Source organism: Agarivorans sp. Alg241-V36 (assembly GCF_900537085.1).
Taxonomy (GTDB): domain Bacteria; phylum Pseudomonadota; class Gammaproteobacteria; order Enterobacterales; family Celerinatantimonadaceae; genus Agarivorans.
In genome coordinates this window covers 379612-391826 of record NZ_UNRE01000004.1, presented here as the reverse complement: position 1 = coordinate 391826, position 12215 = coordinate 379612, and the positions used below count along the sequence as shown (strand labels likewise).

General features: G+C 46.0%; 11 protein-coding genes. 9 read left to right on the top strand and 2 right to left on the bottom strand.

Annotation, left to right across the window (positions count from 1 at the left end; translation table 11 throughout):
- The first annotated feature begins 38 nt into the window (after nt 1-38).
- The 3 genes from mrcB (at nt 39) to G6R11_RS11630 (ending at nt 3917) form a co-directional block, all read left to right on the top strand.
- On the top strand, nt 39-2438 hold the full coding sequence (mrcB, locus tag G6R11_RS11640) for a penicillin-binding protein 1B (protein WP_240352451.1): 2400 nt from the start codon (nt 39-41) through the stop codon (nt 2436-2438).
- A gap of 9 nt (nt 2439-2447) precedes the next feature.
- Nucleotides 2448-3101 carry a dUTP diphosphatase gene (locus G6R11_RS11635; RefSeq protein WP_163133238.1) on the top strand — a complete coding sequence of 218 codons (654 nt, stop codon included), beginning with the start codon at nt 2448-2450 and terminating at the stop codon, nt 3099-3101.
- A gap of 621 nt (nt 3102-3722) precedes the next feature.
- Nucleotides 3723-3917, top strand: a complete 195-nt coding sequence (locus G6R11_RS11630; RefSeq protein ID WP_163133237.1) for a hypothetical protein — start codon at nt 3723-3725, stop codon at nt 3915-3917.
- Here the strand turns inward: G6R11_RS11630 and G6R11_RS11625 are convergent.
- A complete protein-coding gene (locus G6R11_RS11625; protein WP_163133236.1) occupies nt 3914-4102 on the bottom strand; it encodes a hypothetical protein in 189 nt (62 codons plus the stop codon). The genes G6R11_RS11630 and G6R11_RS11625 overlap by 4 nt on opposite strands.
- 209 nt (nt 4103-4311) lie before the next feature.
- On the opposite strand from G6R11_RS11625, the gene G6R11_RS11620 reads away from it, so the two are divergent.
- Nucleotides 4312-4683, top strand: a complete 372-nt coding sequence (locus G6R11_RS11620) for a YbaN family protein (RefSeq protein ID WP_163133235.1) — start codon at nt 4312-4314, stop codon at nt 4681-4683.
- Between the two features lie 55 nt (nt 4684-4738).
- Entirely contained in the window at nt 4739-5017 is a 279-nt protein-coding gene (locus G6R11_RS11615) for a hypothetical protein (RefSeq protein ID WP_163133234.1), read from the top strand.
- A 32-nt stretch (nt 5018-5049) separates the two neighbouring features.
- Here G6R11_RS11615 and hemL read toward each other — a convergent pair whose 3' ends face one another.
- Nucleotides 5050-6333: a glutamate-1-semialdehyde 2,1-aminomutase gene (hemL, locus tag G6R11_RS11610; protein ID WP_163133233.1), complete on the bottom strand. Its 1284-nt coding sequence runs from the start codon at nt 6331-6333 to the stop codon at nt 5050-5052.
- A 287-nt stretch (nt 6334-6620) separates the two neighbouring features.
- Between hemL and G6R11_RS11605 the strand changes: the two genes are divergently transcribed.
- From G6R11_RS11605 to G6R11_RS11590, 4 genes are all read left to right on the top strand, one after another.
- Nucleotides 6621-7283 carry a DUF6776 family protein gene (locus tag G6R11_RS11605; RefSeq protein ID WP_163133232.1) on the top strand — a complete coding sequence of 221 codons (663 nt, stop codon included), beginning with the start codon at nt 6621-6623 and terminating at the stop codon, nt 7281-7283.
- Nucleotides 7284-7392: 109 nt separating this feature from the next.
- The gene (gene erpA, locus G6R11_RS11600; protein ID WP_137673979.1) at nt 7393-7752 is read left to right on the top strand and encodes an iron-sulfur cluster insertion protein ErpA; all 360 of its coding nucleotides are present in this window, start codon (nt 7393-7395) and stop codon (nt 7750-7752) included.
- A gap of 187 nt (nt 7753-7939) precedes the next feature.
- On the top strand, nt 7940-9046 hold the full coding sequence (locus G6R11_RS11595) for an efflux RND transporter periplasmic adaptor subunit (RefSeq protein ID WP_163133231.1): 1107 nt from the start codon (nt 7940-7942) through the stop codon (nt 9044-9046).
- Nucleotides 9046-12174: an efflux RND transporter permease subunit gene (locus tag G6R11_RS11590; protein WP_163133230.1), complete on the top strand. Its 3129-nt coding sequence runs from the start codon at nt 9046-9048 to the stop codon at nt 12172-12174. Before G6R11_RS11595 ends, G6R11_RS11590 begins: the two co-directional genes overlap by 1 nt.
- The last annotated feature ends 41 nt before the right edge of the window (nt 12175-12215 follow it).

Below are 12215 nucleotides of genomic sequence, written 5' to 3'. Positions count from 1 at the left end.
GAGCCAACCATTAACGTTTGATCAAGCAGTAAGGCAGTATGAGTCCCAAAAAACCCAATCCATCGGCCAAGAAACCCAGCCCTAAAAAAGCCACGGCCAAAAAGCCCGCCAGCAAAAGCAAACGCTCTCCAGCTAGAAAAGCCACTAAACAGCCAGCCAGCAAGAGAAAAGCCGTTAAACCAAGCTGGGGTAAACGCTTGTGGGGTATTACTTGGAAGCTCGCCCTAGTAGGTTTAGTGGTGGTTGTGGCATGGGGGATTGTATTAGATCGGCAAATTCAACAACGTTTTACTGGGGATAAATGGCAATTACCCGCTGCCGTATATGGCCGTGAGCTACAGTTATATCCGGGTTTACGTTTGAGCCGCAAAGAGCTGCAGGATGAATTAGCTTTGCTTAATTACCGAAAGGTAAAGCGAGCTAAACGAGGCGGTGAATACGCGGTATCACAAACTAAAATTGAAGTAGTGCGTCGTCAATTTGAATTTGCCGATGGCATTGAGCCAGAGCTGCCAATGTTGCTCACGTTTAGTCCCTCGCGTTTGGCTAAGATTCAGCATCGCGATACTGGCGAAGAAATTGCCCAAACCCGGCTCGACCCGGTATTGCTGGAACGCTTAAACGTTACAGAGCAAGAAGACCGTTTATTTGTGCCGCTAATCGACATTCCAGATAGCTTAAAGCAAGCTTTAATTTTGACCGAAGATCGTCAGTTTTATCAGCATGATGGGGTATCACCCATGGCGATCGCTCGAGCCTTAGTGGTGAACTTGCGGGCTGGGCGCACGGTGCAAGGCGGTAGCACCATTACTCAACAGCTTGCTAAAAACTTCTTTCTTACCCGTGAGCGAACCTTGTGGCGCAAGTTGCAAGAAGCTTATATGGCGCTGTTGATCGATTTTCGCTACAGCAAAGATGAAATTCTCGAGAGCTACTTTAACGAAGTGTATCTAGGGCAAAACGGCAGTAATGCGGTGCACGGTATTGGCCTAGCGAGTTATTTCTATTTTGGCCGCCCAGTGAATGATTTATCGGTGGAGCAAGTCGCTTTGTTGGTTGCGATTATTAAAGGACCGTCTTACTACGATCCTTGGCGCCATGAACAGCGGGCGGTAAATCGTCGTGACTTAGTCCTGCGCATTTTGGCCGAAGAAGGCGAGCTATCCGCCGAGCGATATCAACTGGCAGTGAAAAAGCCCTTGGGTTTGAGTAAGCGTGGCAGCATGGGTTATCAAAAAACACCGGGCTTTGTATCTTTGGTGCGCCGTGAGCTGAAGCAGCATGCCGATGATTGGCGTAATCATAACGGTGTAAAAGTATTCACAACCCTCGATCCTTTGTCGCAGCGTCATGCTCAAACTGCAGCTCAGAGCGTATTAGAGCAACTTGACCAAGGTGCTACAAAACAGCTGCAAACGGCAATGGTAATTAGTGAACGCCATACTGGGGCGATTCGCGCGCTAATTGGCGGCAGAGAGAAGAACAACCAAGGTTTTAATCGCGCCTTAGATGCACGTCGCCAAATTGGCTCTTTGGTTAAGCCTTTTGTTTATCTTACTGCGCTTGAGCAAGGCCACCAGTTGGGCGAATTACTGGATAATAGCCCTCTAGCGGTACCCTTAGATGATGGTACGCAGTGGCAGCCAAATAACTACGATAAAAGCTTTAGTGAGCCAGTGATGCTAGTGCGCGCATTGGCTGAATCGTTAAATGTGCCAACGGTGCGTTTAGGCTTAGAGGTGGGTGTTGATTCGGTGGTTGATACTTTAAAGCTAGCCGGCTTAGAAGAGAATACTCGCCCTTATCCGTCTATTTTATTGGGCAGCTTGAGTTTATCGCCTTTTCAAATGGCTCAGCTATATCAAACCTTGGGTGGTGATGGTGAATATCGTCCGCTCTATGCGGTGCACCAAGTGAATGATGGCCAAGGTAATGTTTTGTATAAAGCTGATAGTGACGCCGAGCGGCGGTGGTCTGAAATGTCCAATTTCCTCACCCTTTATGGCATGAGCCAGGTCACCCGCAGCGGCACTGCTCGCTCGTTGAAGTGGCGGATCCCTAAGGTGGATTTAGCCGGTAAAACCGGTACCACCAATGATCTACGTGACAGCTGGTATGTGGGCATTGACCAGCGCGAGATTGTTACCGTATGGGTAGGGCGAGACGATAATAAACCTGCTGCGGTAACAGGCTCGTCGGCAGCGCTGCCAGTATATGCTGCATATCTCAAAACCTCGTACCCACAGTCGCTACGCGCCATGCAACCGGATAATCTAAGTTGGGTGCATTTTGCTAAAGCCAATGGACACCCTACATCGGCAGATTGTGGCGAAACTCAACTATTACCCGCACCCAGCAGCCAAGCGGAAGTAGCGGAAGGCTGTGTGCAACAAAGTGCCACCAAGGCGAAAACCTGGTTACAAAGTATATTTAATTAAGGATCTGGAATGTTACAAGCAAACCAAGCGCAAATTATGTTGCAGCTACAAGACAACATGAACGCCAAAGTGAATCCCCAATGGCTAAGCACGCGTTCGCCCTTTTTGCGTGCGGTAGTGATTGAAGGTGCGGAAGCGATTGAACACCATGGTTGGAAGTGGTGGAAAAAACAAGATTGCGACTTAGAACAACTACAAATGGAGCTGGTAGACATTTGGCACTTCGTATTGTCTGAGTTATTGCTGCAATCAGATGGCGAACATACACCGGCCCAAGCTTATATTTTTGACAATATCGACCAGAAAGAGCTGCAGTTTGATGGTAAGCAATGGCAGTTTTCCGAGCTTAATTTATTAGAGAAGCTTGAACTACTGATTGGTCTTGCTGCTGCCAAACGCACCAGCATTGGCTTGTTCTCGGCCTTGCTAGTTGATTGTAAAATGACTTGGCTGGATCTTTACCAGCAATACGTGAGCAAAAACGTGCTTAATTTCTTCCGTCAAGACAATGGTTACAAGCAAGGAACCTATCGTAAAGTGTGGGACGGCAGAGAAGATAACGAGCACTTGGTTGAGCTAATGGCAGATTTAGATGCCTCGGCGTTAAGTTTCCAAGAAGATTTGTACCAAGCCCTACATCAACGCTACGGCCAATCGAAGTAATGTCGCTTTTGCTGCAATGTGGCGCAGCTTTGTGCCACATGTGAGCGCATTCGCATTGTGCAATAAGCGAGACAAACAATAGCTTCCAAATAAAAACCTGCTTAGGGATGTCATAATTGGCTTTTATCACTATTGGTAGGCTTTTCATTAGTTTAATTCTGGAATTTTTACTCTAATCAGAAGATTTTGAAAAACTGGCCTCGTTATTGCTCCTTACTACTTGTGTGGTTAACAGATGAACTTCACATTCACATTTTAAGTAGTAGGGGTAAATATTATGGCTGTTTCAAGTTTTAGAGGTGCTTCAGGTGCGAGTTTTTGTCCAAGTAAATCGAGCGATAAACGAACCCGCAATAGTGCAAAGTAGTAAGCTATTTAGTCATTATTTCATAATCTAAAAGCGCTTAATCTTGTTAAGCGCTTAGTTATTTTGGTAGCTTCCTTCTCCAGCTTTTCTCATCTTTTTTATCTGTTTCTAAGTCTAAGAAATAACAAAACTTTCCAATTATTCTTCACTTTTTTCTAAAAAATTTTAAATTTCTTTGAAATAACCTAGTAGACAGCTAGGTCTTCTTGTTCATGGCTGCGCAGTCAAAAATCAACATTTCTTGGAGAAGTATTATGAAATTTTTTACTACAAGTTTTTTAAGTATTATTTTCAGCTCTGCTCTGTTTGTAAGTGCAGCAAGCCATGCCTTAGAAGTTGATGGTTACAGCTCGCAGCTACAGGTACAAGACAGCATGCAGAGCTCAGATCGAAGAATATGTAATCAAGAAGCAAAACAAGGAGGCGTTAAATCGGCATTTTGTTTTTAAGCTTTGGGCCTGTAACGGTCTTTGAAGTAAGAAAGCTCTGTATATTCATTGAGCTTATGAGATGAAATGAGATCGTTAAGTTCAAGGCAATCTGTTTTGGTTAAACAAGGTTGTTGCCAATGTGGCTTACAACCTTGTTTTTCGTTTGTGAGAATAATGGTTTCTTTTTGGACAGCTTCAAACATGACGAACTCCTAGTAATTAGTTCGCGCCCTTAGGCGCTTTAGCGGTATTTGTTAGCCGCCCGCAAGTTGGCGAGTAAATCGGCGGCAGAGCTAATTTATTATTTGGCCGTCTAGATGTCTAATTTTATTTTGCTACAAGCTATAACTAACAGCTATTTACCCCTATAAAAGAGTAAACTAAGAGCCTGCTGATAAAAGGTGCTTGCTCGATGTTAAAACTGTTTTACCTCTTGGTTGCTTGGCTAGCGGTATTGCTAGGCACGGTAGGTATTTTCTTACCTTTGTTACCAACTACGCCATTCATACTGTTGGCGGTGATTCTATTTTCTAAAAGCTCCCCTCGATTTGCTACATGGTTAGAGCAGCATGGCACTTTCGGACCATTGATTAACGATTGGCAGCGCCACGGTGTAGTCAGCTTAAAAGCAAAGTGTAGCGCTAGCGTCATGGTGGCTATTTCGGCCGGTTTAATGCTGTGGATGGATGTTCCATGGTTTGCCCGGATTGCTGCTGGTACTTGCTTGCTGGCGGTAATGATTTTTCTTTGGACACGCCCTTCAGTAAAAAACTCCTCTTCCTAAGTTATTGCTTACTATAATTATTTACTCAGTTGATTAGTGTTTGTAAGGATAGTGGATGCAAAAGTGTTTATGGCTGATGTTGTTGCTTGTGATAGGCAGCGCGCAAGCCGGTAATGGAACCGAAGTCGCAAATATAAATTGTAACGGCACTTGGATACGCTCTGGTACCGATAAGTTGGAGTTAGTTAGCGCCTGCGGCAAGCCTGAATACGAAGAAGTAGTCAGCGGCGATAACTTCAATAAGTTAGAAGGCGTGCTCTACAACCTCAAAGGCAAAAAATACGTGGTGTATTTGAAGACTGGCCGAGTAGTGAAAATAGAATGGTTAAGGTAAGGCCGCACTTTAAGTAAGTGCGGCCATAGTACTTATTTTAGCTTAGCAAAACAACGCTCAGCCGCTGCAATGGTGGCATCAATGTCAGCTTCGCTATGGGCATAAGAGGTGAATGAAGCCTCAAATGCAGATGGCGCTAGGTAAATGCCTTCTTCCAGCATCAGGTGGAAGAACTTCTTGAAACGCTCAGCGTCACAAGCACAGGCTTGGGCAAAGTTGCTTACACTGCTTTCCTCGGTAAAGAAAAAGCCTAACATGGCACCTACCTGATTAACCGTTAGCGGAATGCCTTGGCGATCGGCTGCGGCTTTTAGGCCTTTTGCTAAGCGTTCGGTGATGGCATTTAAGTGCTGATGAACCGCCGGATCTTTTAGCGCAGTTAGTGCAGCTAGGCCCGCAGCCATAGCGATTGGGTTGCCCGACAAAGTACCTGCTTGGTAAACCGGACCAACTGGGGCTAAGTGATTCATAATCTTTTGGCTGCCACCGAACGCGCCTACTGGCATACCGCCGCCAATCACTTTACCTAAACATGTTAGGTCGGGCTTCACATTGTAGTGAGCTTGGGCGCCGCCTAAGGAAACTCGAAAGCCTGTCATTACTTCATCAATAATGAATACCGCTTGGTATTTGTCACAAATGGCACGTAGCCCTTCTAAAAAGCCATCTAGCGGAGGAATACAGTTCATGTTGCCAGCCACTGGCTCAACGATAATACAGGCAATGTCTTCCGGGTATTCGGCAAACAAAGCTTCTACAGAAGCTAAGTCGTTAAAGGTAGCGGTAAGGGTATGCTGAGCAAAGTCCGCAGGAATGCCTGGCGAACTAGGTTGGCCAAGGGTTAATGCGCCAGAGCCCGCTTTAACCAGCAATGAGTCAGCGTGGCCATGATAACAACCCTCAAACTTAAGAATTTTATTGCGGCCGGTATAGCCGCGAGCAAGGCGAATAGCGCTCATGGTGGCTTCGGTGCCCGAGTTAACCATGCGCACTTGGTCCATCGACGGCACCAATTCGCAGACTAGGTTGGCCATGTCAATTTCGGCAGCGGTAGGTGCGCCAAAACTCAAGCCTTTAGCAGCAGCATCTACCACTGCTTGGTGAATAGCAGGGTGGTTATGGCCCAAAATCATTGGTCCCCATGATCCCACGTAATCAATGTAGCTGTTGCCATCGGCATCAAAAATGCGCGCACCGTCGGCTCGTTCAATAAAAACCGGTGTTCCACCCACACCATTAAAGGCGCGTACTGGAGAGTTAACGCCGCCAGGAATAGTTTGCTGGGCTTGGCTAAAAAGTTGTTCTGAACGAGACATAAAGCATCCTTTAAAATCTGAATCACGGGCCGTTAAGGCAGTAAATTGCGCTCACTATAACAAATAATCCATAGCCAAGTAATATTACCAATGGTGATGAGAATGGCCGTGAATATAGGCTTTGATGCAGCTTGCTGAATGGAACTGAGTAAGCAAGAAAAGCGCTGATATTCAAGCAGTGTTATTGGCAGTAAAAAGCCAATTAACGAGTAGGGCAATAAGGGTAATTTGTTGCTGGCAGTAAATCTGGGTAAACTGTCGTCTTTTCGCGACAGGTAAGAGCAAAAGTGGCAAAGCCAAAGTTATTAGTTGTAAGTTTAGTCGGTGCCTTGGCCTTAACCAGTGTGTATGGCTTGTCGGTGGTTGTTGAAGAAAAAGATCAATTAATTAGCCAACTAAAACAGCAGCTTAGTTCTTCGTTAGATAGCCAGTCTGTGCTGCAGCAGCGCTTGTCTATGGTGCGCTTAGAACAAGATACAAGCTTGGCCGAGCTTGCCCAGCTAAAACAAAACATTAACCAGCTTACTGAGCAAAAGCATGCGCTAAGTGAAGAACTGCTGGTTTACCGCAAAATTATGGCGCCAGAAAAACAAGCTGGCGGCATGAAGATTGAACAGTTTCATATCGAAGCCATGTTAAGCCCCAACTACTATCGAATGCAGGTATTGTTGATGCAAGTTGCGCGCAACAAGCGTTGGTTAAGTGGAGAATTGCAGCTGGTAGTGGTGGGCAGTCAAGATCAAGAGCCTGCGCAATACAGTTTGGCTGAGCTGCAAAACCAAGCGGCGCCATTAGCCTTTAAGTTCCGTTATTTCCAAGAAGTGAATACCGATATCAAATTGCCGGAAGGTTTTAAAGCAGAGCGCATAGAGCTAACAGCCAAGGTTAAAGGCAATAAATGGAATAAAAAAGCCGAGATCATTTACAAGCAAAGTTGGCCCAAAAAATAAGCTGCTCGCTCTGCTTTAAGGCCAAGCGTAAAGCCTCTAGGATAATACTTGAACAAATTACTCGGGTATTAGATAATCCGCGTCAGTTAACATTTTTAAGGAATAGATTGTGTCAGAACAAGCTGTAACTGAACAAGCCGCATTTCCAATTCAATTTACCGACGCCGCTGCGTCGCGAGTAAAAGAGCTAGTTGCTGAAGAAGAAAACCCAGCGCTAATGTTGCGTGTCTATGTCACTGGCGGTGGTTGTTCTGGTTTCTCTTACGGATTCACCTTCGACGAAAAAGTAAATGAAGGCGATACCCTAGTAGAAAAACAAGGTGTTTCTATGGTGGTCGATTCAATGAGCCTGCAATATTTAGTGGGTGGCATTGTTGATTTTACCTCTGGCTTAGAGGGTTCACGCTTCTTGGTGAACAACCCAAATGCTAATACAACATGTGGTTGTGGATCGTCATTTAGCATCTAAAGTATCCCCAAAACATCACGCAATTGTATCTTTTTGTAAGCCACCGCCCGGTGGCTTCGTTATTTTTCATACTTAGCTAACGCTTTGTAGCAAATTTGTCAGTAGTCTTCGGCAAAGCATATAGATTGTTTGCACTAACTTGTATACTGATTTGCTTAATTGAATCATCGACAGGGAGTGTTTGATTGTGTCTGTTTCCGTAAAACAGTTTTTTGCTGCTCGCCCATATATCCTTTCTATTTTTATTGTTGCTGTAGTGGTGTTTTGGATGCTTTCGGGTCAAATGACTAATGCCGATGAAGCTAAACCAGAGCCTGAGAAAGCTGCTCACAAACTAACGCGCGTGCAAGTAAAAACCTACACTGCTGAGACGATTGAACGTAGCTTGCATTTATACGGGCAAACCGAAGCGCGTCGTCAAAGTGTTATTTCAGCAGAGGTATCGGGTCGCCTACAGGAGTTTTTAGTCGCCGAAGGCCGGCCCATTAAAAAAGGCCAAGCTTTAGCTCGCCTCGATATTCAAGACAGGCGCTCGCAGCTACTGCGTGCAGAAGCCTTATTGGAGCAGCGCACCATTGAATACGCCGGGGTAAAAGCGCTAAGCAAACAGGGCTTCCAAGGCAAAGCGCGTTTGGCCGAAGCCAAAGCCTCTCTAGTAGAAGCTGAATCGATGGTGAAAACACTCAATCTAGCGATTGATAATACGTTGGTACTGGCACCTTACACCGGTATTTTTGAAGAAAACATTGTTGAAGCTGGTGCCTATTTAGGTATTGGTGATCCTATCTTAAGGCTGGCCGATACCCAGCAATTATTGGTACGCACTGATGTTTCAGAGCGCGATATTTCGCAGCTTTCTCTTGGTGAAAAAGCCCACGTAAGTTTAGTCACTGGAGAAGAAGTAGAAGGCACCATCGATTTCATCGCCACCTTATCCGATCCCAATACCCGTACCTTCAAAGTAGAAGTATTGCTAGATAACAAACAGCAAAAACTAATGGCTGGCGTGAGTGCTGGGGTGCGCTTTCCTCTTGAGGAGGTTGAAGCGATTAAAGTAAGCCCGGCGGTATTAGCCCTTGATGAACAAGGCAATCTTGGGGTGAAAACCGTAGTAGATGACATTGTTAAATTTGTACCAGCAAGTTTGGTGCGCTCAGATCCTGACGGCGCTTGGCTGTCGGGCTTTAGTGGTGACAATGATGTGATTGTTTTGGGCCAAGGTTTTGTGCGTGAAGGCGACAAGGTTGAAGCGGTCACCAAAGCGGAGTTGTTAGCTCAAGAGAGGGCTGAATAATGCACGCTTTTATTGAAGCGGTTTTGTCGCGAACCCGAACCGTACTGTCTATTCTGCTGTTCTTGTTTGTTGCTGGCATCATTACCTACAACAATATTCCCAAAGAGTCTGATCCCGATGTAGAGATCCCGGTTATCTATGTGTCGATTCCTCACGATGGTATTTCGCCGCAAGATGCCGAACGCTTGTTATTGCGCCCTATGGAGCAAGAACTACAGGGTTTAGAAGGCATTAAAGAGATGACCGCTACCGCCAGCGAAGGCCATGGCTCGGTGGTATTGGAATTTATTGTTGGGGTAGACATCGACCAAGCTTTGTCAGATGTTCGCGCCAAGGTTGATCAAGCTAAACCTAAATTGCCAGCAGGTGGTGATGAACCAGAGGTGCATCAAGTGACTTTAGCTACCGAGCAACCGGCCATTACGGTGTTGTTATCGGGCGACTTACCACAACGCGCCTTGCTTACTATTGCTCGTGATTTGCAAGACCAAATGGAAACCATGAAGCAGGTATTGGAAGTTAATATTGGTGGTGACCGTGAAGACTTCTTAGAGATTACGGTAAACCCCCTCTTGATGGAATCTTATGGTTTAGATCAAGCGGATATTTATAACTTAGTTAGCCGTAATAACCGTTTGGTAACGGCCGGTACCTTGGATACGGGCAATGGCCGTTTTGCGGTAAAAGTACCGGCGGTATTTGAGAACGTAAAAGATGTGATTGATCTGCCGATTAAGGTGGATGGCGACCGCATCGTTACCTTTGGCGATGTAGCCTCGGCTAGGCGAACTTTTAAAGATGCCAGCACCTATGCTCGAGTAAATGGTAAACCAACCATTTCTTTGGAAGTGAGTAAGCGCCCAGGTGAAAACCTGATCGAAACCATTGAGCAGGTAAAAACACTGATTGCTGAAGAGCGCAAGTTTTGGCCCGATTCGGTGATTATCGATTACGCCGGTGATAAATCTAAAGATATTCGCACCATGCTCTCAGAGCTGCAAAACAACATTCTGTCGGCAGTATTGCTGGTAGTGGTGGTGATTATTGCAGTTATGGGCGTGCGCTCATCACTGTTAGTGGGCATTGCCATTCCGGGTTCCTTCTTAGCCGGTATTTTAATGCTGTCTTTGGGCGGGCTTACCATCAACATGGTGGTGTTGTTCTCACTGATTATGGCAGTGGGAATGCTGGTGGATGGGGCCATTGTGGTCACGGAATTTGCCGATAGGCAAATGAGTGAAGGCGTGCCTAGGCATCAGGCTTACTCGTTAGCCTCACAGCGTATGTCATGGCCAATTATTGCCTCTACTGCCACCACCTTAGCGGCTTTTGCTCCGCTGCTGGCTTGGCCAGGCATGGTAGGGCAGTTTATGGGTTACTTGCCTTTAACTTTAATTGCGACCTTGAGTGCCTCTCTGGTGATGGCGCTAATCTTTGTGCCTTCTTTGGGTAACATTTTTGGTCGTCCGCGTAAGTTAAGCGCCAAGCAACAGCAAGCCTTAATTAAGGCAGACAAAGGCGAGTGGCAAGGCTTACAAGGCTTTACCGGCTTTTATCTGCGGGTATTGCACAAAGCGGTAAACGCGCCCTTACGGGTATTAGCTTTGGGCATTGTTATCGCTATTGCAGTGATTATGGCTTATGGCAGTGCTGGTAAAGGCGTAGAGTTTTTCCCTGAAGTAGAGCCTGTGGGTTATAACATTATTGTTCGCTCCCACGGTGATTACTCCACCGATGAAAAGCTGCAAATAATGTTAGAGGTTGAGCGCCGTATTATTGAGTTGGAAGACTACGATACGCTTTATACCAAAGTGGGTGGCGATCAACTGGGCGATATTCGAGTTAACCTTAAAGACTGGAACGAGCGCCGCCCTGCTAATGAAATCATCGAAGATATGCGTTCTCGCTTAGCGCCTATCGCAGGTTTAGAAATCGAGTTTCGCAAAGACAAAGCCGGTCCGCCAGCGGGTAAAGATTTGCAATTGGAGCTAAGCTCGCGCTTTCCTGAGCGTTTAGAGCCAATGGCCAAGAAAATCCGCCAGTTGGTTGATGATAATCCTCACTTTGTGAATGCCGAAGACTCTACCACCAAGCCGGGCATTGAATGGCAGCTTAAGGTAGATCGAGCTAAAGCCGCCCGCTTTGGGGCCGATGTGACCTTGTTGGGCAACACTGTTCAGTTTGTCACCAATGGTTTGAACATTGGCGATTACCGCCCCGATGATGTGGATGATGAATTAGAAATTCGGGTGCGTTTCCCAGAAGAGAATCGCAGCATTAGCCGACTCAGTGAGTTGCGGGTTAAAACTGCCTACGGCTTGGTACCAATCACTAACTTCGTATCTTTAGAGGCTAAGCCAAAACAAGATGTGATCAATAAAGTGGATGGTCGCCAAGTACTTACGGTGAGTGCTGACGTTGCTGCCGGGCAAAACCTCAGCATTGAGCTACCTAAAGTTCAGGAACAGCTTAAGCAGTTAGAGCTCGATCCTTTGGTTGATATTAAGCTGCGCGGCCAGAATGAAGACCAACAAGAGAGCATGGCGTTTTTAGGAAGAGCCTTCTTAGTGGCCTTGTTTGTGATGGGCTTAATTCTTATCACCCAGTTCAATAGCTTCTACCAAGCCTTGTTAATCCTCTCGGCGGTGTTGTTCTCTACTATTGGCGTGCTACTGGGCTTGTTAATAGCCGGACAAGCCTTCGGTATTATTATGAGTGGTTTAGGCGTGATTACCTTAGCGGGGATCGTGGTGAACAATAACATTGTATTGATTGATACTTACAATGTGCTGCGCCGCCAAGGCATTGCGGCTCAAGAAGCGATTATGCGCACTGGGGCTCAGCGTTTACGCCCGGTGATGCTAACCACCATCACTACCATTCTAGGTTTAATGCCAATGGTGTTAGAGCTTAATATTGATGTGTTTGAACGTAGTTTCGAGGTAGGCGCGCCATCGTCACAATGGTGGTCTCAGTTGGCTACTGCAGTTGCTGGCGGCTTAAGCTTTGCTACCTTGCTAACCCTAATTCTAACCCCATGTTTGTTAATGCTGGGTGCTAAGTTTAGCCGCAAAGATAAACAAGCTGCGATAGAAGAAGCAAAAGAGCAAGAGCTGTTGGGGGCGTAAACTTCTTCAGCTTAAGCTTGTATTAATAAATGAAGGAGGGT

Excerpts from the sequence above, each read along its gene's own strand:
- hemL (WP_163133233.1), bottom strand. The coding sequence starts at position 6,333 with ATGTCTCGTTCAGAACAACTTTTTAGCCAAGCCCAGCAAACTATTCCT.
- G6R11_RS11635 (WP_163133238.1), top strand. The coding sequence starts at position 2,448 with ATGTTACAAGCAAACCAAGCGCAAATTATGTTGCAGCTACAAGACAAC.
- G6R11_RS11625 (WP_163133236.1), bottom strand. The coding sequence starts at position 4,102 with ATGTTTGAAGCTGTCCAAAAAGAAACCATTATTCTCACAAACGAAAAA.
- G6R11_RS11630 (WP_163133237.1), top strand. The coding sequence starts at position 3,723 with ATGAAATTTTTTACTACAAGTTTTTTAAGTATTATTTTCAGCTCTGCT.
- G6R11_RS11615 (WP_163133234.1), top strand. The coding sequence starts at position 4,739 with ATGCAAAAGTGTTTATGGCTGATGTTGTTGCTTGTGATAGGCAGCGCG.
- G6R11_RS11620 (WP_163133235.1), top strand. The coding sequence starts at position 4,312 with ATGTTAAAACTGTTTTACCTCTTGGTTGCTTGGCTAGCGGTATTGCTA.
- mrcB (WP_240352451.1), top strand. The coding sequence starts at position 39 with ATGAGTCCCAAAAAACCCAATCCATCGGCCAAGAAACCCAGCCCTAAA.
- G6R11_RS11590 (WP_163133230.1), top strand. The coding sequence starts at position 9,046 with ATGCACGCTTTTATTGAAGCGGTTTTGTCGCGAACCCGAACCGTACTG.